This is a genomic window from Pseudomonas sp. CH61, from assembly GCF_059429415.1.
In genome coordinates, this window is record NZ_CM182098.1 from 5,787,549 (window position 1) to 5,807,484 (window position 19,936).

General features: G+C 60.6%; 20 protein-coding genes. 9 read left to right on the plus strand and 11 right to left on the minus strand.

Annotated elements, in window-relative coordinates:
* Window positions 1-74 precede the first annotated feature (74 nt).
* From gmhB to glyQ, 3 genes are read right to left on the minus strand one after another with little or no spacing between them, the layout of a single operon-like run.
* On the minus strand, window positions 75-614 hold the full coding sequence (gene gmhB, locus AC5SEM_RS26110) for a D-glycero-beta-D-manno-heptose 1,7-bisphosphate 7-phosphatase (protein ID WP_174245032.1): 540 nt from the start codon (window positions 612-614) through the stop codon (window positions 75-77).
* A 4-nt stretch (window positions 615-618) separates the two neighbouring features.
* Window positions 619-2,673, minus strand: a complete 2,055-nt coding sequence (glyS, locus tag AC5SEM_RS26115) for a glycine--tRNA ligase subunit beta (protein WP_495471585.1) — start codon at window positions 2,671-2,673, stop codon at window positions 619-621.
* Window positions 2,670-3,623: a glycine--tRNA ligase subunit alpha gene (glyQ, locus tag AC5SEM_RS26120; RefSeq protein WP_034152298.1), complete on the minus strand. Its 954-nt coding sequence runs from the start codon at window positions 3,621-3,623 to the stop codon at window positions 2,670-2,672. The genes glyS and glyQ overlap by 4 nt, the downstream gene beginning before the upstream one ends.
* A gap of 81 nt (window positions 3,624-3,704) precedes the next feature.
* Here glyQ and AC5SEM_RS26125 point away from each other — a divergent pair, with 81 nt between their 5' ends.
* From AC5SEM_RS26125 to AC5SEM_RS26135, 3 genes are all read left to right on the plus strand, one after another.
* Window positions 3,705-4,262 carry a DNA-3-methyladenine glycosylase I gene (locus AC5SEM_RS26125; RefSeq protein WP_123593434.1) on the plus strand — a complete coding sequence of 186 codons (558 nt, stop codon included), beginning with the start codon at window positions 3,705-3,707 and terminating at the stop codon, window positions 4,260-4,262.
* Between the two features lie 40 nt (window positions 4,263-4,302).
* The gene (locus AC5SEM_RS26130; RefSeq protein WP_008084359.1) at window positions 4,303-5,190 is read left to right on the plus strand and encodes a lysophospholipid acyltransferase; all 888 of its coding nucleotides are present in this window, start codon (window positions 4,303-4,305) and stop codon (window positions 5,188-5,190) included.
* Window positions 5,191-5,296: 106 nt separating this feature from the next.
* The gene (locus AC5SEM_RS26135; RefSeq protein WP_105704752.1) at window positions 5,297-5,536 is read left to right on the plus strand and encodes a PilZ domain-containing protein; all 240 of its coding nucleotides are present in this window, start codon (window positions 5,297-5,299) and stop codon (window positions 5,534-5,536) included.
* A 1-nt stretch (window position 5,537) separates the two neighbouring features.
* Here AC5SEM_RS26135 and AC5SEM_RS26140 read toward each other — a convergent pair whose 3' ends face one another.
* The 5 genes from AC5SEM_RS26140 to def all read right to left on the minus strand — a co-directional run bounded on the left by AC5SEM_RS26140 (window position 5,538) and on the right by def (window position 10,233).
* Entirely contained in the window at window positions 5,538-5,852 is a 315-nt protein-coding gene (locus tag AC5SEM_RS26140; RefSeq protein WP_495471586.1) for a tetratricopeptide repeat protein, read from the minus strand.
* 150 nt (window positions 5,853-6,002) lie between these two features.
* The gene (gene trkA, locus AC5SEM_RS26145) at window positions 6,003-7,379 is read right to left on the minus strand and encodes a Trk system potassium transporter TrkA (RefSeq protein ID WP_077575169.1); all 1,377 of its coding nucleotides are present in this window, start codon (window positions 7,377-7,379) and stop codon (window positions 6,003-6,005) included.
* Window positions 7,380-7,401: 22 nt separating this feature from the next.
* Window positions 7,402-8,712, minus strand: a complete 1,311-nt coding sequence (gene rsmB, locus AC5SEM_RS26150) for a 16S rRNA (cytosine(967)-C(5))-methyltransferase RsmB (protein ID WP_495471587.1) — start codon at window positions 8,710-8,712, stop codon at window positions 7,402-7,404.
* Entirely contained in the window at window positions 8,709-9,668 is a 960-nt protein-coding gene (fmt, locus tag AC5SEM_RS26155) for a methionyl-tRNA formyltransferase (RefSeq protein ID WP_495471588.1), read from the minus strand. The genes rsmB and fmt overlap by 4 nt, the downstream gene beginning before the upstream one ends.
* A gap of 58 nt (window positions 9,669-9,726) precedes the next feature.
* Window positions 9,727-10,233 (minus strand): peptide deformylase, encoded by a 507-nt coding sequence (def, locus tag AC5SEM_RS26160; RefSeq protein WP_016984087.1) that lies wholly within the window; start codon window positions 10,231-10,233, stop codon window positions 9,727-9,729.
* Between the two features lie 160 nt (window positions 10,234-10,393).
* On the opposite strand from def, the gene AC5SEM_RS26165 reads away from it, so the two are divergent.
* The 4 genes from AC5SEM_RS26165 (at window position 10,394) to AC5SEM_RS26180 (ending at window position 14,128) form a co-directional block, all read left to right on the plus strand.
* A complete protein-coding gene (locus AC5SEM_RS26165; protein ID WP_495471589.1) occupies window positions 10,394-11,419 on the plus strand; it encodes a LysM peptidoglycan-binding domain-containing protein in 1,026 nt (341 codons plus the stop codon).
* 80 nt (window positions 11,420-11,499) lie between these two features.
* Complete coding sequence (gene dprA, locus AC5SEM_RS26170) at window positions 11,500-12,600, plus strand: DNA-processing protein DprA (RefSeq protein ID WP_495473504.1); 1,101 nt, start codon at window positions 11,500-11,502, stop codon at window positions 12,598-12,600.
* A gap of 55 nt (window positions 12,601-12,655) precedes the next feature.
* On the plus strand, window positions 12,656-13,213 hold the full coding sequence (tsaC, locus tag AC5SEM_RS26175; protein WP_038359601.1) for an L-threonylcarbamoyladenylate synthase type 1 TsaC: 558 nt from the start codon (window positions 12,656-12,658) through the stop codon (window positions 13,211-13,213).
* Between the two features lie 240 nt (window positions 13,214-13,453).
* The gene (locus AC5SEM_RS26180) at window positions 13,454-14,128 is read left to right on the plus strand and encodes a hypothetical protein (protein ID WP_077575174.1); all 675 of its coding nucleotides are present in this window, start codon (window positions 13,454-13,456) and stop codon (window positions 14,126-14,128) included.
* 64 nt (window positions 14,129-14,192) lie between these two features.
* On the opposite strand, the gene AC5SEM_RS26185 is transcribed toward AC5SEM_RS26180, so the two are convergent.
* On the minus strand, window positions 14,193-15,170 hold the full coding sequence (locus AC5SEM_RS26185; protein ID WP_495471590.1) for an NADPH:quinone reductase: 978 nt from the start codon (window positions 15,168-15,170) through the stop codon (window positions 14,193-14,195).
* A 149-nt stretch (window positions 15,171-15,319) separates the two neighbouring features.
* Here AC5SEM_RS26185 and hemF point away from each other — a divergent pair, with 149 nt between their 5' ends.
* A complete protein-coding gene (hemF, locus tag AC5SEM_RS26190) occupies window positions 15,320-16,234 on the plus strand; it encodes an oxygen-dependent coproporphyrinogen oxidase (RefSeq protein ID WP_495471591.1) in 915 nt (304 codons plus the stop codon).
* A gap of 9 nt (window positions 16,235-16,243) precedes the next feature.
* A complete protein-coding gene (aroE, locus tag AC5SEM_RS26195) occupies window positions 16,244-17,065 on the plus strand; it encodes a shikimate dehydrogenase (RefSeq protein ID WP_495471592.1) in 822 nt (273 codons plus the stop codon).
* A 117-nt stretch (window positions 17,066-17,182) separates the two neighbouring features.
* On the opposite strand, the gene AC5SEM_RS26200 is transcribed toward aroE, so the two are convergent.
* The gene (locus tag AC5SEM_RS26200) at window positions 17,183-18,751 is read right to left on the minus strand and encodes a SulP family inorganic anion transporter (RefSeq protein WP_495471593.1); all 1,569 of its coding nucleotides are present in this window, start codon (window positions 18,749-18,751) and stop codon (window positions 17,183-17,185) included.
* Window positions 18,752-19,008: 257 nt separating this feature from the next.
* The gene (gene choX, locus AC5SEM_RS26205) at window positions 19,009-19,929 is read right to left on the minus strand and encodes a choline ABC transporter substrate-binding protein (RefSeq protein WP_212620697.1); all 921 of its coding nucleotides are present in this window, start codon (window positions 19,927-19,929) and stop codon (window positions 19,009-19,011) included.
* Window positions 19,930-19,936: the final 7 nt, after the last annotated feature.

Here is a 19,936-nt window from a genome sequence, read left to right on the forward strand (position 1 = left end):
TACCGTGACGGGGCAATGCCCGAGTGTTCAAGCGCACTCCCGATCAATCCCTGGTCAGGAACTTCAGAAGTACTCTAGTTGTGGATAAGTTCTGCGGCAATCGCCGCCAGATCGTCAAAAATCAGAGTGCCAACCGGCAGGGTTTTGCCCTGAGTCTTCGCGCCTTTTCCGGTCTTTACCAAAACTGGCTGTGAATCGACGGCTTTGGCAGCCTCCAGGTCACCAAGGCTGTCGCCGACGAACCAGACATTGGTCAGCTCGACGTCGTAATGCGCCGCGATGGTTTTCAACATCCCCGGTTTCGGCTTGCGGCAATCGCAGCCTTCGTCCGGCCCATGCGGGCAATACACGATCAGCCCGACCTCACCGCCCTGCTCCGCTACCAGTTCGCGCAAACGCGCGTGCATGGCATCGAGGGTGGCGAGGTCGTAGTAGCCGCGAGCGATGCCCGACTGGTTGGTGGCCACTGCCACCGTCCAGCCGGCCTTGCTCAACTGCGCAATCGCCTCGATCGAGCCGGGCAACGGAATCCACTCCGCCACCGACTTGATGTAAGCGTCGGAGTCGTAATTGATCACTCCGTCCCGATCGAGAATCAGCAGTTTCAACAGCAATCCCTCAACCCAGCAGCGAAATGTCGGCAACGCCGAGGAACAGACCACGCAGGCGCGCCAGCAGCGCGTAACGGTTGGCCCGCACATTGGCATCGTCGGCATTGACCATCACCGCGTCGAAGAACGCATCCACCGGCTCACGCAATGCCGCCAGGCGTGCCAGCGATTCGTTGTACTGACGCGCCGCGGCCATTGGCTGTACAGCCTGATCCGCTTGTTGAATCGCCGAGTACAGCGAGAACTCGTTGGCGTTGTCGAAGTACTTGGCTTGCACCTCGGTCGGTACCGCGCCTTCGACTTTGCTCAACAGGTTCGATACACGCTTGTTCACCGCCGCCAGCGCTGCCGCTTCCGGCAGTTTGCGGAAGGCCTGCACCGCTTGCACACGCTGATCGAAATCCAGCGCCGAACCCGGCTTCAGGGCACGTACCGACAGGTAAGTGGCGACTTCAACGCCTTCGTCTTCGTAACGTGCACGCAGACGGTCGAAGATGAATTCCAGCACGGACTCGTTGAGGCCGGCAGCCTTGACCTTGGCACCGAACGCGGCCACGGCGAAAGCCACGGCGTCGTTCAGATCCAGATCGAGTTTTTTCTCGATGAGGATACGCAGCACGCCGAGTGCCGCACGGCGCAGGGCATACGGGTCTTTGCTGCCGGTTGGCAGCATGCCGATACCGAAGATACCGACCAGGGTGTCGAGCTTGTCAGCGATCGCGACGGCCGCACCGGTCAGGGTGGCCGGCAGTTCTGCACCGGCACCGCGTGGCATGTACTGCTCGTTCAGCGCCAGTGCGACATCTTCTGGCTCGCCATCATTGAGGGCGTAGTAGTAACCGGCGACGCCTTGCATCTCCGGGAACTCGCCGACCATCTCGGTGGCCAGGTCGCACTTCGACAGCAGGCCAGCGCGGGCAGCCCACGAAGCGTTGCCGCCGATGCGAGCGGCGATGTACGCGGCCAGCTTGGAAACGCGCTCGGCCTTGTCGTAGACGCTGCCGAGTTTTTCCTGGAACACCACGTTCTTCAGGCGATCATTGAAGGCTTCGAGTTTCTGCTTCTTGTCCTGCTTGAAGAAGAACTCTGCGTCGGTCAGGCGTGGGCGAACCACTTTCTCGTTACCGGCGATGATCTGCTGCGGGTCTTTGCTTTCGATGTTGGCCACAGTGATGAAACGTGGCAGCAACTTGCCGTCGGCATCCAACAGGCAGAAATACTTCTGGTTGTCCTGCATGGTGGTGATCAGTGCTTCTTGCGGCACGTCGAGGAAATGCTCCTCGAACGAGCACACCAGCGGCACCGGCCATTCGACCAGCGCGGTCACTTCGTCGAGCAGTGCCGGCGGAACGATGGCCGTGCCTTCCTGACGGGTGGCCAGCTCTTCGGTGCGCTTGCTGATGATCTCGCGACGCTCATTGGCGTCGGCCAGCACATAAGCGGCACGCAGGTCAGCGAGGTAGCTCGACGGCGAACCGATGCGCACGCTTTGCGGGTGATGGAAACGGTGACCACGGGAGTCACGGCCAGCCTTCTGCGCGAGGATGGTGCAGTCGATGACCTGGTCACCGAGCAGCATCACCAGCCATTGGGTCGGACGCACGAACTCTTCCTTGCGCGCACCCCAACGCATGCGTTTCGGGATCGGCAGGTCGTTCAGCGAATCTTCGACGATGGTCGGCAGCAGGCTCGCGGTCGGCTTGCCGGCGATGCTCTGGCTGTAACGCAGTTTCGGGCCGCTCTGGTCGATTTCGCTCAGATCAACGCCGCACTTCTTGGCAAAGCCCAATGCTGCCTGAGTCGGGTTGCCGTCAGCGTCGAACGCCGCCTGACGTGGCGGGCCGTCGAGGTTGATGCTGCGATCCGGCTGCTGGGTAGCCAGCGCGGTGATCAGCACAGCCAGACGACGCGGTGCGGCGTAGACGGTTTTGGTTTCGTAGCTCAGGCCAGCGGCTTGCAGGCCCTTGTCGATACCGGCGAGGAACGCGTCAGCCAAGGTGTTCAGGGCTTTCGGTGGCAGTTCTTCGGTGCCCAGTTCAACCAGAAAATCTTGCGCACTCATTGTGCTGCCTCCAGCTTGGCCAGTACTTCGTCACGCAGGTCCGGGGTCGCCATCGGGAAGCCCAGCTTGGCGCGTGCCAGCAGGTAGGCTTGCGCAACGGAACGCGCCAGGGTGCGAACGCGCAGAATGTATTGCTGACGCGCGGTCACCGAGATCGCCCGGCGCGCATCCAGCAGGTTGAAGGTGTGCGACGCCTTCAGAACCATTTCGTAGCTCGGCAACGGCAGCGGCTGGTCGAGTTCGATCAGACGCTTGGCTTCGCCTTCATAGAAGTCGAACAGTTCGAACAGTTTGTCGACGTTGGCGTGCTCGAAGTTGTAAGTGGACTGCTCCACTTCGTTCTGGTGGAACACGTCGCCGTAGGTGACTTTGCCCATCGGGCCGTCAGCCCAGACCAGGTCGTAGACCGAATCCACGCCTTGCAGGTACATGGCCAGACGCTCGAGACCGTAAGTGATCTCGCCGGTCACCGGGTAGCACTCGATGCCGCCCGCCTGCTGGAAGTAAGTGAACTGAGTCACTTCCATGCCGTTCAGCCAGACTTCCCAGCCCAGACCCCAGGCGCCGAGGGTCGGCGATTCCCAGTTGTCTTCGACGAAGCGAATGTCGTGGACCAGCGGGTCCAGACCGACATGCTTGAGCGAGCCCAGGTATAGTTCCTGGAAGTTGTCCGGGTTCGGCTTCAGGACGACCTGGAACTGATAGTAGTGCTGCAGACGGTTAGGGTTTTCACCGTAACGGCCGTCAGTCGGACGGCGGCTTGGCTGCACGTAGGCGGCGTTCCAGGTTTCCGGGCCGATGGCGCGGAGGAAGGTCGCGGTGTGGAAAGTGCCGGCGCCTACTTCCATATCGTAGGGCTGAAGTACCACGCAACCTTGCTCGGCCCAGTATTGCTGGAGCGCGAGGATCAAGTCTTGGAAGGTACGCACGGCTGGCGTAGGCTGGCTCACGAAATTCACCTGTTTCTTGGGCTGCGATTTAAAGAGCGGGAGTATACCCGATTCATTGCTGCGCACGCCCCCTGGAGCCTTATGCCACGCTGCTTTTGGTGTACCGAAGATCCGCTGTACATGGCTTATCACGACCAGGAGTGGGGCACGCCGCTACGCGATGCGCAGGGTTTGTTCGAGTTGCTTTTGCTCGAAGGGTTCCAGGCCGGGCTGTCGTGGATCACCGTGCTGCGCAAGCGTGAGCGTTATCGCGAGGTGTTGTTCGGCTTCGACGTGCAGCGCGTGGCGCAGATGAGCGACGCCGAAATCGACGAATTGATGCTCGATCCGGGGATCATCCGCAACCGCCTCAAACTCAACGCCGCCCGTCGTAATGCCCAGGCCTGGCTGGCGCTGGAGGATCCGGTGGCGTTGCTCTGGTCGTTCGTGAACGACCAACCGATCATCAATCATTTCAAGGATCGCAGCGAAGTCCCGGCGATCACCCCCGAAGCGCTGGCGATGAGCAAAGCCTTGAAAAAGGCCGGGTTCACGTTCGTCGGACCGACCATTTGCTACGCGCTGATGCAGGCCTCGGGCATGGTCATGGATCACACCCAGGATTGCGACCGCTACGCGCAGCTCGTCAACGGCGGTTAGAATGGCCGCCTCGCGCACCGCACAAGATCAGGAGTGACCTGTGGAAAAGTTTAAAGGCGCCTTGCTGGTAGGCGCTCTGCGGCTGTTTGCCCTGCTGCCATGGCGGGCCGTGCAGGCCGTGGGTTCGGCGATCGGCTGGATCATGTGGAAAACCCCCAACCGCTCCCGCGACGTGGTGCGGATCAACCTAGCCAAATGTTTTCCACAGATGGACCCGGCCGAGCGCGAGCGCTTGGTTGGCCAGAGTTTGAAAGATATCGGTAAGTCGCTGACCGAAAGCGCCTGCGCGTGGATCTGGCCGGCGCAGCGTTCGATCGACCTGGTGCGTGAAGTCGAAGGTCTCGACGTTCTCAAGGATGCGCTGGCCTCGGGCAAAGGCGTGGTCGGCATCACCAGTCACCTCGGCAACTGGGAAGTGCTCAATCATTTCTATTGCAGCCAGTGCAAACCGATCATTTTCTACCGTCCGCCGAAGCTCAAGGCTGTGGATGAATTGCTGCGCAAGCAGCGCGTGCAACTGGGCAACAAAGTCGCTGCTTCCACCAAGGAAGGCATCCTCAGCGTCATCAAGGAAGTGCGCAAAGGTGGTGCAGTGGGCATTCCCGCTGACCCGGAACCGGCCGAATCCGCCGGGATCTTTGTGCCATTCTTCGCGACTCAAGCGCTGACCAGCAAATTCGTGCCGAACATGTTGGCTGGTGGCAAAGCCGTCGGCGTGTTCCTGCATGCGCTGCGCCTGCCTGACGGTTCTGGCTATAAAGTCATCCTCGAAGCCGCGCCAGAAGCGATGTACAGCACCGATACCGCCGAATCCTGCGCAGCGATGAGCAAAGTGGTCGAGCGTTATGTCGCGGCGTATCCGAGCCAGTACATGTGGAGCATGAAGCGCTTCAAAAAGCGTCCGCCGGGCGAAGAGCGCTGGTACTGACGAAAGTGGCACACTCTGTGGATAACCTGTAGGAGCTGCCGAAGGCTGCGATCTTCTGATCTTGCTTGAGGTTATCCACAACCCGTTCATTCAAGGGCGCGTAAAGATGTCCGAACAACGCAAATCCTTCCGCATCAAGATCACCCACGACAGTTTTGGCGAATGCCTCGGGCAGACGCGCAATCTGTCGCCTACCGGCGTGTTCGTGCAGCATCCGGTTTTGGCTTCCTTGCCCAAAGGCGCAGTGGTTTACGGCCAGGTGCAGGGTTTACCCACCGGCGCGCCGCGGGTGCGCATGGAAGTGGTGACGGTAGATGCCGACGGTATCGGTCTTCGTTACCTTTGATTCACTGCGGCTGACGATCCAGTTTCTTCAGAAACACCGTCATTTCCTTCTCGGCCTGTTTGTCGCCATGGGCGCGGGCGGCTTCCAGACCTTGTTCCCACGCTTGCCGCGCGGCGGCGTGATCGCCCTGCGCCAGTTGAGCTTTGCCTAACAGTTTCCATGCCGCCGAATACTTCGGATCAAAACCGACACAGCGCTGGAAATGCTCGGCAGCCTTGGCGTTTTCGCCCAGATCCAGATAACCCTTGCCCAGGCCGAAGCGCAGCAATGAGTTATCCACACCCTTGGCGAGCATTTTTTCCAGGGATTCGAGCATCGGTGGAGTCCTTTCTTGGAGTGTCAGGTGTTGAAGGGGTTTAGTGAGAGCGCCTTCGCGAGCAGGCTCGCTCCCACAGGGGAAACGCATTCCAAAGGTGGGAGCGAGCCTGCTCGCGATGGCGCCAGTCTGATCACCCAAAAATCCGGATCAGAAGAAGCTCAACCCCACATGGAACAGCTTTTCCACATCGCGAATATGCTTTTTATCCACAAGGAACAGAATCACGTGGTCGCCCGCTTCGATCACCGTGTCATCGTGGGCGATGATCACCTGTTCGTTGCGGATCACCGCACCAATCGTGGTGCCCGGCGGCAGGCCGATCTTCTCGATTGGCTTGCCAATCACCTTGCTCGACTTCGCATCACCGTGGGCAATCGCCTCAATGGCTTCGGCGGCACCGCGACGCAGTGAGTGCACGCTGACGATATCGCCACGACGCACGTGGGCCAGCAGCGTGCCGATGGTCGCCAGTTGCGGGCTGATGGCGATGTCGATGTCACCGCCCTGAATCAGGTCGACATAGGCCGGGTTATTGATGATCGTCATGACCTTCTTCGCCCCCAGCCGTTTCGCCAGCAGCGACGACATGATGTTGGCTTCATCATCGTTGGTCAGCGCGAGGAAAATATCGGCGTCGGCGATGTTCTCTTCCAGCAACAGATCACGGTCGGAGGCGCTGCCCTGCAACACCACAGTGCTGTCGAGGGTGTCGGACAGATAACGGCAACGCGCCGGGTTCATCTCGATGATCTTCACCTGATAACGGCTTTCGATGGCCTCGGCCAACCGTTCACCGATCTGCCCGCCGCCCGCAATGACGATGCGTTTGTAGGTTTCGTCGAGGCGGCGCATTTCGCTCATGACCGCGCGAATATTCTCACGGGCGGCGATGAAAAAGACTTCGTCATCCGCCTCGATCACCGTATCGCCCTGGGGCAGGATTGGCCGGTCACGGCGGAAAATCGCTGCCACACGGGTTTCGACATTCGGCATGTGCTCACGCAACTGACGCAATTGCTGACCGACCAGCGGCCCGCCGTAATAAGCTCGCACCGCCACCAGTTGCGCCGCGCCTTCGGCGAAGTCGATCACCTGCAAGGCACCCGGATGCTGAATCAGGCGCTTGATATAGTTGGTCACCACTTGCTCGGGACTGATCAGCACGTCGACCGGAATCGCTTCGTTCTGGAACAGCTGTTCTTCGCGATGGAGGTAAGACGCTTCGCGCACCCGGGCGATCTTGGTCGGGGTGTGGAACAGGGTGTGGGCGACCTGACAGGCGACCATGTTGGTTTCGTCGCTGTTGGTCACCGCCACCAGCATGTCGGCGTCGTCGGCGCCGGCCTGACGCAGCACCGACGGCAGCGAGCCACGGCCCTGCACGGTACGAATATCGAGGCGATCGCCGAGGTCGCGCAGGCGCTCGCCGTCGGTGTCGACCACGGTGATGTCATTGGCCTCGCTGGCCAAATGCTCGGCCAGCGAACCGCCGACCTGTCCCGCACCGAGGATGATGATTTTCATCCAGTCACTCCATTGAATCCGTTTAGCCGCGCGCGGCAGCGATCTTGATCAGCTTGGCGTAGTAGAACCCGTCATGCCCGCCCTGCTGGGCCAGCAATTGGCGACCATGGGGCTGCTTGATCCCGGCGCTGGTGGCCAGATCCAGTTCGCGGGCACCCGGCGTACGCTCAAGGAACGCAGCGATGACTTCGGTGTTTTCGGTCGGCAGCGTCGAGCAGGTGGCGTAGAGCAGGATGCCGCCGACTTCGAGGGTTTTCCACATGGCGTCGAGCAACTCGCCTTGCAATTGCGCGAGGGCGACGATGTCGTCGGGCTGACGGGTCAGCTTGATGTCCGGATGGCGGCGGATAACGCCGGTGGCCGAGCATGGCGCGTCGAGCAGGATGCGCTGGAACGGTCTGCCGTCCCACCATTTCTCGGTGTCGCGACCGTCGGCGGCGATCAGTTCGGCATTCAGACCAAGGCGTTCAAGGTTTTCCTTAACGCGCACCAGACGCTTGGCTTCCAGATCCACCGCGACTACGCCGGCCAGCGTCGGTTCGGCTTCGAGGATGTGGCAGGTCTTGCCGCCGGGCGCGCAACAGGCGTCGAGCACGCGTTGCCCCGGTGCCAGATCGAGCAAGTCGGCGGCCAGTTGCGCCGCTTCGTCCTGCACGCTGATCCAGCCTTCGGCGAAACCCGGCAGGCTGCGCACATCGGCGGCGGCTTCAAGGATGATGCCGTCGCGACTGTAAACGCACGGCGTCGCGGCAATCCCGGCCTCAGTCAGCAACCCGAGGTACGCGTCGCGGCTGTGATGACGGCGATTGACCCGCAGGATCATCGGCGGATGCGCATTGTTCGCCTCGCAAATCGCTTCCCACTGTTCCGGCCAGAACGCCTTGAGGGATTTTTGCAGCCAGCGCGGGTGAGCGGTGCGCACCACCGGATCACGTTCCAGTTCGGCGAAAATCGTTTCGCTTTCGCGCTGGGCATTGCGCAACACGGCGTTGAGCAGGCCTTTGGCCCATGGCTTTTTCAGCTTCTCGGCGCAACCGACGGTTTCGCCGATGGCGGCGTGAGCCGGCACGCGGGTGTAGAGCAATTGGTAGAGGCCGACCAGCAGCAACGCTTCGACATCGGCGTCGGCAGCCTTGAACGGTTTCTGCAGCAGTTTCTCCGCCAATGCCGAAAGACGTGGCTGCCAGCGCGCGGTACCGAAGGCCAGGTCCTGAGTGAAACCGCGATCGCGATCCTCGACCTTGTCCAGTTGCGTCGGCAGTGAGCTGTTCAACGAGGCTTTGCCGCTGAGCACGGCGGCGAGTGCCTTGGCGGCGGCCAGACGCGGATTCATTGTGCGTCCACCGCTGCGCCGAGCACCGTGCCGACCGCGAATTTCTCCCGGCGGCTGTTGAACAGGTCGCTGAAGTTCAGTGCTTTGCCTCCCGGTAATTGCAGGCGGGTCAGGCACAGGGTTTGGTCGCCGCAAGCGACGACCAAACCGTCCTTGCTGGCGCTGAGGATTTCACCCGGCGCGCCTTTGCCTTCGGCAAGTGTCGCCGCCAGCACTTTCAATGCTTCACCGTTAAGGGTGCTGTGGGTGATCGGCCATGGGTTGAAGGCGCGCACCAGTCGCTCCAGCTCAACCGCCGGACGGCTCCAGTCGATGCGTGCTTCGTCCTTGTTCAGCTTGTGTGCATAAGTGGCGAGCTCATCGTTCTGCACTTCGCCTTCCAGGGTGCCGGCAGCCAGACCGGCAATCGCTTGCACCACGGCCGGCGGGCCCATTTCGGCGAGGCGGTCATGCAGGCTGCCGCCCGTGTCTTCAGCGCTGATCGGGGTGACGACCTTGAGCAGCATCGGCCCGGTGTCGAGGCCAGCCTCCATGCGCATCACGGTCACGCCGCTTTCCGCATCACCGTGTTCCACGGCGCGTTGAATCGGCGCCGCACCGCGCCAGCGTGGCAGCAAGGACGCGTGACTGTTGATGCAGCCCAGACGCGGAATATCCAGCACCACTTGCGGCAGGATCAGGCCGTAGGCGACCACCACCATCAAGTCTGGTTTCAGCGCAGCCAGTTCAGCCTGGGCGTCGGCGTTACGCAAAGTCGGTGGCTGCAACACCTGGATATTATTTTCCAGGGCCAGCTGTTTGACCGGGCTCGGCATCAGTTTTTGCCCGCGACCGGCCGGACGATCCGGTTGGGTGTAGACCGCAACGATCTCGTAAGGGCTGTTCAGCAGGGCCTTGAGGTGCTCGGCGGCGAATTCCGGGGTACCGGCAAAAACGATGCGCAGTGGCTCAGTCATGAAGGGCGTCTCATAAAAAGAAAAAGGCTTGCCGCAGCAAGCCTTTGAAGGAGGGGCATCAAGCGTTCTGGCGGTGCTGCTTTTCCAGTTTCTTCTTGATCCGGTCGCGTTTGAGCGTGGACAGGTAATCGACGAACAATTTGCCGTTGAGGTGGTCGCATTCGTGCTGGATGCACACCGCGAGCAGGCCTTCGGCGATCAGTTCATAGGGCTTGCCGTCGCGGTCCAGCGCCTTGATTTTGACCTTCTGCGGGCGGTCGACGTTTTCGTAGAAACCCGGTACCGACAGGCAGCCTTCCTGGTATTGGTCCATTTCGTCGGTCAGCGATTCGAACTCGGGGTTGATGAACACCCGCGGTTCGGTGCGGTCTTCGGAGAGGTCCATCACGACGATACGTTTGTGCACGTTGACCTGGGTCGCGGCAAGGCCGATGCCCGGCGCTTCATACATTGTTTCAAACATGTCATCGACCAACTGACGCACTTCGTCGTCCACTACAGCCACAGGCTTGGCGATAGTGCGCAGACGCGGGTCCGGGAATTCGAGGATGTTTAAAATGGCCATAGGCTTTGATTGCTGCACACGTTGAGTAAAGTCGGGCGATGGCCTGGCAGGTCCGAAGATGCAGGCTACCGTTGTGAAGCGTAGCTTGTGCATTTTGCACAAGCGAGCCACGGGGGCTCTGACGGTTCACGCGAATGCACATGATAAAGGGATTCACTGCATGAGGAAAACACTACTCGCCCTGCTGCTGTTGGCTTCGGCCGGCGTGGCGCAAGGGCAAGTGCAACTCAGGGATGGTTTTCCACAGCAATACACGGTGGTTTCGGGGGACACGCTCTGGGACATTTCCGGCAAATACCTGCGCGAGCCCTGGCAGTGGCCACAACTGTGGCGGGCCAATCCGCAAATCGAAAACCCCAACCTGATCTATCCCGGCGACACGCTGACCCTCAGTTATGTCGACGGCCAGCCACGTCTGATGCTCAATCGTGGCGAATCGCGCGGCACCATCAAGCTCTCGCCACGGATCCGCACCAGCCCGGTGGCCGAGGCGATTCCGAGCATTCCGCTGAAATCGATCAACAGCTTTCTGCTGAGTAACCGCATCGTCGACAAGGCCGAGGATTTCGACAAGGCACCGTACATCGTCGTCGGCGATGCCGAACGCGTTCTCAGCGGCACCGGTGACCGCATCTTCGCCCGTGGCCATTTCGATCCGGATCAGCCGGTCTACGGCATTTTCCGTCAGGGCAAGGTCTACACCGATCCGCAGACCAAGGAGTTTCTCGGGATCAACGCCGACGATATCGGTGGCGGTGAAATTGTCGCCACCGAAGGCGACGTTGCCACCCTCGCCCTGCAACGCACCACGCAGGAAGTGCGCCTTGGCGACCGCTTGTTCAGCGGCGAAGAGCGTTCGATCAATTCAACCTTCATGCCAAGCGCGCCAACGACCAATATCAATGGCGTAATCATCGATGTACCGCGCGGCGTCACCCAGATTGGCGTGATGGACGTGGTCACGTTGAACAAAGGCAAGCGCGATGGTCTCGCCGAAGGCAACGTTTTGGTGGTGATGAAAACCGGCGAAACCGTGCGTGACCGCATTACCGGCCAGCCACTGAAAATTCCCGACGAACGCGCTGGGTTGCTGATGGTGTTCCGCACCTACGACAAACTCAGTTATGGCCTCGTGCTCAACGCATCGCGCTCGCTGGCGGTGCTCGACAAGGTGCGAAATCCGTAAGCTTGCTTCACAAGTTACCAACAGAGTTATCCACAGCTTGTTCCGAATGGTTCGGGGCTTATAACGATCAAGGATGATCCATCATGTTGCCTGTCTGTACGCCAGTTTCCCCGGCGGAACTGGAAGCGCGTCTGCGCCTGCACCGCTTGCCGGATGTCGGCCCGAAACGCTTTGCCAAATTGCTCGAAGCCTTTGGCTCGGCCTCCAAAGCCCTCAGCGCACCGGCCAGCGCCTGGCGTTCGCTGGGTGTACCGGCGGCGAGTGCCGAAGCGCGGCGCTGTCCCGAAGTTCGCGACGGCGCCAGTCACGCAATGCGCTGGCTAGAGCGGCCGGAGCATCATTTGCTGATGTGGGACCAAGTGGATTACCCGGCGTTGCTGGCGCAGATTCCCGACCCGCCACCGTTGTTATTCGTGGCGGGTGACCCACTGATTCTGGAGAAACCGCAACTGGCGATGGTCGGCAGCCGCCGCGCGTCGCGCCCGGGAATGGACACCGCTGCGGCGTTTTCCCGCTGCCTCGCCGGGGCCGGTTTTGTCATTACCAGCGGTCTGGCGCTGGGTATTGATGCCGCCGCGCATCAGGCCGCACTGGATGTTGGCGGGTTGACGGTCGGTGTTCTCGGCACGGGGCTGGAAAACTTTTATCCACAGCGCAATCGGCGTCTGGCTGACGCGATGATTGCCTCGGGCAGCGCGGTGCTTTCCGAGTTTCCGCTGGATGCCGGGCCGACGGCGAGCAACTTCCCGCGCCGCAACCGCATCATCAGCGGTTTGTCCCTTGGTGTGTTGGTGGTCGAGGCCAGTGTCGCTAGCGGTTCATTGATCACCGCGCGCCTTGCAGCGGAACAGGGGCGCGAGGTGTATGCGATTCCCGGCTCTATTCATCACCCCGGCGCGCGCGGTTGTCACCAGTTGATTCGTGACGGTGCGGTGTTGGTGGAAACCATCGAACATATCCTCGAAGCCCTGCGCGGTTGGCAGCATTTGCCGTTGTCCACGGACACTGCGAAAGTCGATCATCCACTACTTATTCTGCTCCACGCGGCGCCGCACACCAGCGAAGGCTTGGCCGACAGCAGCGGCTGGGCATTACCGAAAGTGCTGGCGGCCCTGACCGAACTGGAAATGGATGGCCGTGCGGTGTGCGAAAACGGTCGCTGGTTGGCCAGGACGAGCTAGGTTTTACAAGGAAGATCGGTAAACTGCGCGAAACCTGTTTGCGGAGAGTTTTTTCATGGTTAACAGTTGGCGTGTGCAACAAGCCGCACGAGAGATTCGCGCCGGGGCGGTGATTGCCTATCCAACCGAAGCCGTCTGGGGGCTGGGTTGCGACCCGTGGAACGAGGAGGCAGTGGATCGCTTGCTGGCGATCAAGAATCGTTCGGTGGTCAAAGGGTTGATTCTGGTTGCCGACAATATTCGCCAGTTCGACTTCCTGTTCGAAGACTTCCCGCAAGAATGGATCGACCGCATGGCCAGCACCTGGCCGGGGCCGAATACCTGGCTGGTACCGCACCAGGGCTTGTTGCCTGAGTGGGTGACCGGCGTGCACGACACCGTGGCGCTGCGGGTCAGTGATCATCCGCAAGTGCGCGATCTGTGTTCGATGGTCGGGCCGTTGATTTCCACCTCGGCCAACCCGCAGGGTCGCCCGGCGGCGCGCACCCGATTGCGTGTCGAGCAATATTTCCGCGGGCAGATCGATCTGATACTGGGCGGGCAACTGGGTGGGCGCAAGAACCCCAGCGTGATCCGTGATCTGGCAACCGGCAAAGTCATTCGTCCCGACTGAACCAGCCTCGAACATTTGTAACGTGAGTACTCCTCGCCTTGACGGCGAGGAGTACTACACATGCCTGCGATTTATCCTGCAATGATGCTGTTTGTTGCGTCGGAGAAATCCTCAACTGCTTGGATTAGCTGAATTTTCCCACCTGATTATCAGACCGCGTTTCGTGGCGGTATCGCCAAAAGCAACCATCCTTTCCCTGCACTCGGAACACTTCGATAAGTTAAGGTCTGCGGAGAAAGAATGGACACTACGGATTTGCAACTCACGGATTACCTGCAGACGCTTCAGGTGACGTTAAACAGTCATCATGAGGGCTGTCGTATCGTGATGCTTGAAGCGGGGTCGGATACCCAAGTGTTCGATCGGTTTATCGATCGGCAATTTCGGCTTCGGCTGCAGCACTACATGCTGACGTCCCGGGCGCGGATGCTCGAAACGCAACTGGCGACAAGGTCGCGCAGTACCCACTTTCTGTTGTATCGGCACGAGCAGTTGCTGGCGGTATTGAGGGCCACTCCGGCGCCGTTCGAGTGGGCATCGCTGGCGCGGCAACATGTATCGCCCACGGTGGCGTTGTCACGCCATGTCGAACTCAGTCGCTTGATCTCGCAGGTGCCCAGCCAACAGCCCATTGCCGTCAACAGTCTGCTGGCGGCCGCTGCCGAGTGGGCGATAAAACAGGGCTATCAAGGTGTCACAGCGTTGTGCAGGGCATCGCAGTTGCGCCTGTATCAGCGTTTCGGTCTGATGCCGGTCGCCTCCAATCCCTTGCAGATTGAACACCGCGCACGCGGTGATTACTGGGTGTTGTCAGCCGAGTGGCGGCAAATCCTCGCAGCGGTTCAACAGCCTGATCACACAACGGTCGGTCATTGGGCGCAAAAACCATTGGCGAGTCATCTACCGAGGTTCTGAACGCGCCTGAATCGTCCAGTCAGTCATGGTTGTGAAACCCTGACTGGCCGGACGCCGGAAGGTATCAGGGCAGCAGAACGGTGGAGCCTGTGGTGCGTCGTGCCGAGAGTTCGGTTTGCGCCTTCGCTGCATCAGCCAGTGAATAACGCTGGCTGATGTCTACCTTCAGCTTGCCGCTGATGATCATCTCGAACAATTCATCAGCCATCCGCTGCAGGTTCTCTGCATTGTTGGCATAAGTCGCCAGCGTCGGTCGGGTCACGTACAGCGAACCCTTGGCGGAGAGAATGCCCAGGTTCACGCCGTCTACCGCACCAGAGGCATTACCGAAGCTCACGACCAGGCCGCGCGGCGACACGCTGTCGAGGGACGTCAGCCAGGTGTCCTTGCCGACACCGTCATAAACCACCGGGACTTTCTTGCCGTCGGTCAATTCCAGCACGCGTTGCGCAACGTTTTCATGGCTGTAATCGATCGTCGCCCAGGCACCATTGGCCTTGGCCAGTTCGGCTTTTTCTTTGGAGCTGACGGTGCCGATCAGCTTCACGCCCAACGCTTTGGCCCACTGACAGGCCAGCGAACCGACACCACCGGCCGCCGCGTGGAACAGAATGGTTTCGCCACCCTTGAGTTCATAGGTCTGGCGCAGCAGGTATTGCACGGTCAGGCCTTTGAGCATTACACCGGCAGCCGTTTCGAAACTGATTTCGTCGGGCAGATGCACCAGATTGTCCTGGGGCAGCACATGCAATTCGCTGTAGGCCCCCAACGGGCCGCTGCCATAGGCGACGCGATCGCCGACCTTGAACCGGGTGACGTCGCTGCCCACGGCATCGACGATCCCCGCACCTTCAGCACCCAGGCCGGACGGCAAGGCGGGCGGTGCATACAGGCCGCTGCGGAAATAGGTATCGATGAAGTTCAGGCCGATGGCCTTGTTGGCCACGCGCACTTGATTCGGGCCGGGTGCGGCGGGTTGGTAATCAACATATTCGAGCACTTCGGGGCCGCCGTGGGCGCTGAACTGGATACGCTTTGCCATCTGCCTGCTCTCCTTGGGTCTTTTGTGAGCCCCCTATCCAACTCCCATGCTTGATCTTCGTCAACTGCGGCGCGCTGTTGTGCGGTGGTATGCTACGCGCCCATTTGCGTCGCCCGCCCGCGGGGCGCCGCCCGATTCAAGGTGAAGCCATGACGACCCGCACCGACGCCGTAAAGGCCTATCTGCTCGATCTGCAAGACCGCATCTGTGCGGCCCTCGAAAGCGAAGACGGCGGCACGCGCTTCGTCGAAGACGCCTGGACCCGGCCCGCCGGCGGTGGCGGTCGTACCCGCGTGATCGAGAACGGTACGGTGATCGAAAAGGGTGGCGTCAACTTCTCCCACGTCTTTGGCAGCGGTCTGCCGCCATCGGCCAGCGCCCATCGCCCGGAACTGGCCGGGCGCGGTTTTGAAGCCCTTGGCGTGTCGCTGGTGATCCACCCGCACAATCCGCATGTGCCGACTTCCCACGCCAACGTGCGCTTTTTCATTGCCGAGAAGGAAGGTGAAGAACCGGTCTGGTGGTTCGGCGGCGGCTTTGACTTGACCCCGTATTACGGCAACGAAGAAGACTGCGTTCATTGGCACCGCGTTGCCGAACAGGCTTGCGCGCCTTTCGGGCCGGATGTCTACCCGCGCTACAAAGCCTGGTGTGACACCTATTTCCACATCAAGCATCGCCACGAACCGCGCGGCATCGGCGGTCTGTTCTTCGATGACCTGAACGAGTGGGACTTCGACACCAGCTTCGCCTTCATGCGCGCCATCGGCGATGCTTACATCGACGCTTATCTGCCGATCGTGCAGCGTCGCAAACACGATGCCTTCACCGCTCAACAGCGTGAATTCCAGGAATTCCGCCGTGGCCGTTACGTCGAATTCAACCTGGTGTACGACCGTGGCACCTTGTTCGGTCTGCAATCGGGCGGGCGTACCGAGTCGATCCTGATGTCGCTGCCGCCGCAAGTGCGCTGGGGTTATGACTGGAAGGCTGCGCCTGGCAGCGAAGAAGCGCGCCTGACCGAGTACTTCCTGCAAGATCGCGACTGGCTGGCCGAGGCCTGAGGATTTCTGATGGATCGTTACGTCGTTTTCGGTAACCCGATCGGTCACAGCAAATCGCCGATGATTCACAAGCTGTTTGCCGAACAGACCGGCCAGCACCTCGACTACAGCACCCTGCTGGCGCCGCTTGATGATTTCGCCGGTTGCGCCACGGCGTTTTTCCAGGAAGGTCGCGGTGCCAACGTTACTGTGCCGTTCAAGGAAGACGCTTACCGTTTGGCCAACAGCCTGACGGCGCGGGCGCAGCGTGCTGGTGCGGTGAATACCTTGAGCAAACTCGCCGACGGTTCGCTGCTCGGTGACAACACCGACGGTGCCGGGCTGGTGCGTGATCTGACGGTGAACGCCGGGTTCAGCCTGAGCGGCAAACGCATCCTGCTGCTCGGCGCTGGTGGCGCGGTGCGCGGTGCGCTGGAGCCGTTGCTGGCGGAAAAGCCGGCGTCGGTGATCATCGCCAATCGCACGGTGGACAAGGCTGAACTGCTGGCGGAGTTGTTCTGCGACCTGGGGCCGGTGTCTGCCAGTGGTTTTGATTGGTTGCGTGAGCCGGTCGACGTGATCATCAATGCCACGTCGGCGAGCCTGACCGGTGATGTACCGCCGATCGCGCCGAGCCTGATCGAGCCGGGCAAGACCCTGTGCTACGACATGATGTATGGCAAGGAACCGACGGCGTTCTGCCGCTGGGCCAGTGAACAGGGCGCGGCAGTGTCGATGGATGGCTTGGGAATGCTCGCCGAGCAGGCCGCCGAGGCGTTCTTTTTGTGGCGCGGTGTGCGCCCGGACACAGCGCCAGTATTAGCCGAACTGCGCCGCCAGTTGGCCCAATAAATACCCATGTGGGAGCGAGCCTGCTCGCGAAAGCGGTCTGTCTGACACATCAATGTTGGATGTGCCTCCGTCTTCGCGAGCAGGCTCGCTCCCACAAGGTATGTGCTGATCCCGAGATCAATCCTCAAACCGGATCGGACACTTCTCCGGCCCTTCCAGCTTGCGCAACTCCTCCACCACCTGCGGCCGCGCCCGGCGCAAGGTCAGGCTGCGATTCTGGCCCAGCAGGCGTCGCGCCTCCTGATGCAGCATCTCCACCCCCGAATAATCGATGAAATTGATCTGCTGCGCCTCGATCACCACCCGCGCGCCATGCATCCGTTGCAGACGCACTTGCAGGTAATGACTGGCGCCGAAAAAGATCGACCCGCCGACGCGCAGCACATCGTCCTCACCGTCGCGCCAATGCTGCACGCGCGGTTGCGAGGTGCGCTTGAGATAGAAGAACAGCGAGGCCAACACGCCCGCATAGATTGCCGTCTGCAATTCCAGCAGCAACGTCGCGAGGCAGGTCAGGGCCATGACCACGAACTCGGCGCGGCTGACCCGCAGCAAGGCGCGAATTCCGCGATGATCGATCAGGCCCCAGGCAATCAAAAGAATGCTGCCCGCCATCGCCGGAATCGGAATGTGCGCAATCAGCCCCGCGCCGAAAATCGCGAACAGCGCGACCCAGATCGCCGAAAACACCCCGGCCAATGGCGAACAGGCACCCGCCTCGTAACTCAATCCCGAGCGAGTGAACGATCCGGCCGACAATGATCCGGAAAAGAACGCCCCGACGATATTCGACAAGCCCTGCGCGCGGACTTCCTGATTGGCATCGAGCAATTGCTGCGAGCGTGCCGAAATCGAGCGGGCAATCGACAGACTGGTGACCAGTCCAAGCATGCCCACCGCCACAGCGCTCGGCAGCAGGCGCAAGATCAAATCCAGATCCAGCGGCAACGCACTGAACGGCGGCAACCGCCCGACAAACGCGCTGACCAGATGCACGTGGCCGAACATCGCCGGCCACAGCCACACCAGCAGGCTGGCCAAAGCGAGGGTTATCAACAGCGTCGGCCAGCGCGGCAGCAATTGTTTCAACACCACACCGACAACCACCGTCGCCACACCGAGTACCAACGAAGGTTTATCCACAGCCCTGAGGTGTTGCAGCAGATCCATCACACTCGCCAGCGCCGTGGCCTTGGCCGGCAACTCCAGCCCAAGCAGGTTCGGCAGTTGCCCGATGGCGATCACCACAGCGGCACCGAGGGTGAACCCCAGCACCACCGAATGCGAGACGAAATTCACCAGCGCGCCGAAACGCAGTAAACCGAGCAGCCACTGGAAAATCCCGGCCAGAAACGTCAGCAACAAGATCAGAGTGATGTAGTCCTGCGACGCCGGAACCGCTAAAGGACTGACACTGGCAAACAGCACAATGGAAATCGCCGCCGTCGGGCCGCAGATCAGATGCCACGACGAGCCCCACAGGCAAGCGATCAGCACCGGGATGATCGCGGCATACAGTCCGTACTCGGGTGGGAGGCCAGCGATCAACGCGTAGGCAATCGACTGGGGTAACGCGAGAATCGCACCGCTGAGGCCGACGATCAGATCCCGTCCTACGCTGGCGCGGGTTTGCCGCGGTAGCCAGGTGAGGAAGGGCAAGAGAGAGTGGCGGCTGGGGAAGGCCATGGGTCCTCGCGGTTGGGGTTTTGTTCAAGGTTATCAGGGTGCCAGGGGAAAGGCCCCTCACCCTAGCCCTCTCCCAGAGGGAGAGGGGACTGATCGTGGTGTTTGTCAGAGATTCATCAACCAGCGATTTCAAAGTTGAACGCAAGTTTTGAATCCAACAAATATCGGCTCCCTTCCCCCCTCGCCCCCTCTGGGGGAGAGGGCTGGGGTGAGGGGGAATAAATCTCAAGCCGTGAACAATTCCAGCAACCCCACAATCAAAGCTTCGCTTTCACCGCCGCCAACGCATCCTTGCCATCCGCAGTCTTCACCCCATCCAGCCACTTATCCAGCACCGCCGGATTCGCCTTGATCCACGCCTTCGCCGCCTCGGCATTAGTGACCTTCTTGTTCACCACCTCAGCCATGATGCTGTTCTCCATCTCCTGCGTGAACGACAGATTGCTCAGCAACTTACCCACATTCGGACAGGCTTCGGCGTAGCCCTTGCGCGTCAACGTAAACACGCTGCCGGTATCGCCAAAATACTTCTCGCCACCCTTGAGGTAATGCATCTTCAACTGCACGTTCATCGGGTGCGGGGTCCAGCCGAGGAAGGTGACGAATTTCTGTTTCTTCACCGCCCGCGACACTTCTGCCAGCATCGCCTGTTCACTGGATTCGATGAGCTTCCACTGGCCCATGTCGAAGTCGTTCTTCTTGATGATTTCCTGCAGCGAGATATTCGCCGGCGCGCCGGAGCCGATGCCGTAGATCTTGCGCTCGAACTTGTCCGCGTATTTGTTCAGGTCGGCAAAGTTATGCACACCCGCGTCCCACACGTAGTCCGGCACGGCGAGGGTGAACTCGGTGCCGTCGAGATTTTTCGCCAGTTGCGTGACATCGCCGGTGGCGACGAACTTGTCATAGAAGCCCTGCTGCGCTGGCATCCAGTTGCCGAGGAATACGTCCACCTGACCGTCTTTCAAACCGCCAAAGGTGATCGGCACCGCGAGGGTGTCGACCTTGGCCTTATAGCCCATGCCGTCCAGCAGAAACCCGGTGATCGCATTGGTCGCGGCGATGTCGCTCCAGCCCGGGTCGGCCATCTTCACCGTGTCGCAGCTCTGCTCGGCGAAGGCCGAAGCGCTGCTTAGCGCGAGCAGGCCAACCGTCACTACTGTGGATAACTTACGCATGGACTTC

Excerpts from the sequence above, each read along its gene's own strand:
- glyS (WP_495471585.1), bottom strand. The coding sequence starts at position 2,673 with ATGAGTGCGCAAGATTTTCTGGTTGAACTGGGCACCGAAGAACTGCCA.
- AC5SEM_RS26125 (WP_123593434.1), top strand. The coding sequence starts at position 3,705 with ATGCCACGCTGCTTTTGGTGTACCGAAGATCCGCTGTACATGGCTTAT.
- AC5SEM_RS26135 (WP_105704752.1), top strand. The coding sequence starts at position 5,297 with ATGTCCGAACAACGCAAATCCTTCCGCATCAAGATCACCCACGACAGT.
- AC5SEM_RS26140 (WP_495471586.1), bottom strand. The coding sequence starts at position 5,852 with ATGCTCGAATCCCTGGAAAAAATGCTCGCCAAGGGTGTGGATAACTCA.
- trkA (WP_077575169.1), bottom strand. The coding sequence starts at position 7,379 with ATGAAAATCATCATCCTCGGTGCGGGACAGGTCGGCGGTTCGCTGGCC.
- rsmB (WP_495471587.1), bottom strand. The coding sequence starts at position 8,712 with ATGAATCCGCGTCTGGCCGCCGCCAAGGCACTCGCCGCCGTGCTCAGC.
- fmt (WP_495471588.1), bottom strand. The coding sequence starts at position 9,668 with ATGACTGAGCCACTGCGCATCGTTTTTGCCGGTACCCCGGAATTCGCC.
- def (WP_016984087.1), bottom strand. The coding sequence starts at position 10,233 with ATGGCCATTTTAAACATCCTCGAATTCCCGGACCCGCGTCTGCGCACT.
- AC5SEM_RS26165 (WP_495471589.1), top strand. The coding sequence starts at position 10,394 with ATGAGGAAAACACTACTCGCCCTGCTGCTGTTGGCTTCGGCCGGCGTG.
- tsaC (WP_038359601.1), top strand. The coding sequence starts at position 12,656 with ATGGTTAACAGTTGGCGTGTGCAACAAGCCGCACGAGAGATTCGCGCC.
- AC5SEM_RS26180 (WP_077575174.1), top strand. The coding sequence starts at position 13,454 with ATGGACACTACGGATTTGCAACTCACGGATTACCTGCAGACGCTTCAG.
- AC5SEM_RS26185 (WP_495471590.1), bottom strand. The coding sequence starts at position 15,170 with ATGGCAAAGCGTATCCAGTTCAGCGCCCACGGCGGCCCCGAAGTGCTC.
- hemF (WP_495471591.1), top strand. The coding sequence starts at position 15,320 with ATGACGACCCGCACCGACGCCGTAAAGGCCTATCTGCTCGATCTGCAA.
- aroE (WP_495471592.1), top strand. The coding sequence starts at position 16,244 with ATGGATCGTTACGTCGTTTTCGGTAACCCGATCGGTCACAGCAAATCG.
- AC5SEM_RS26200 (WP_495471593.1), bottom strand. The coding sequence starts at position 18,751 with ATGGCCTTCCCCAGCCGCCACTCTCTCTTGCCCTTCCTCACCTGGCTA.
- choX (WP_212620697.1), bottom strand. The coding sequence starts at position 19,929 with ATGCGTAAGTTATCCACAGTAGTGACGGTTGGCCTGCTCGCGCTAAGC.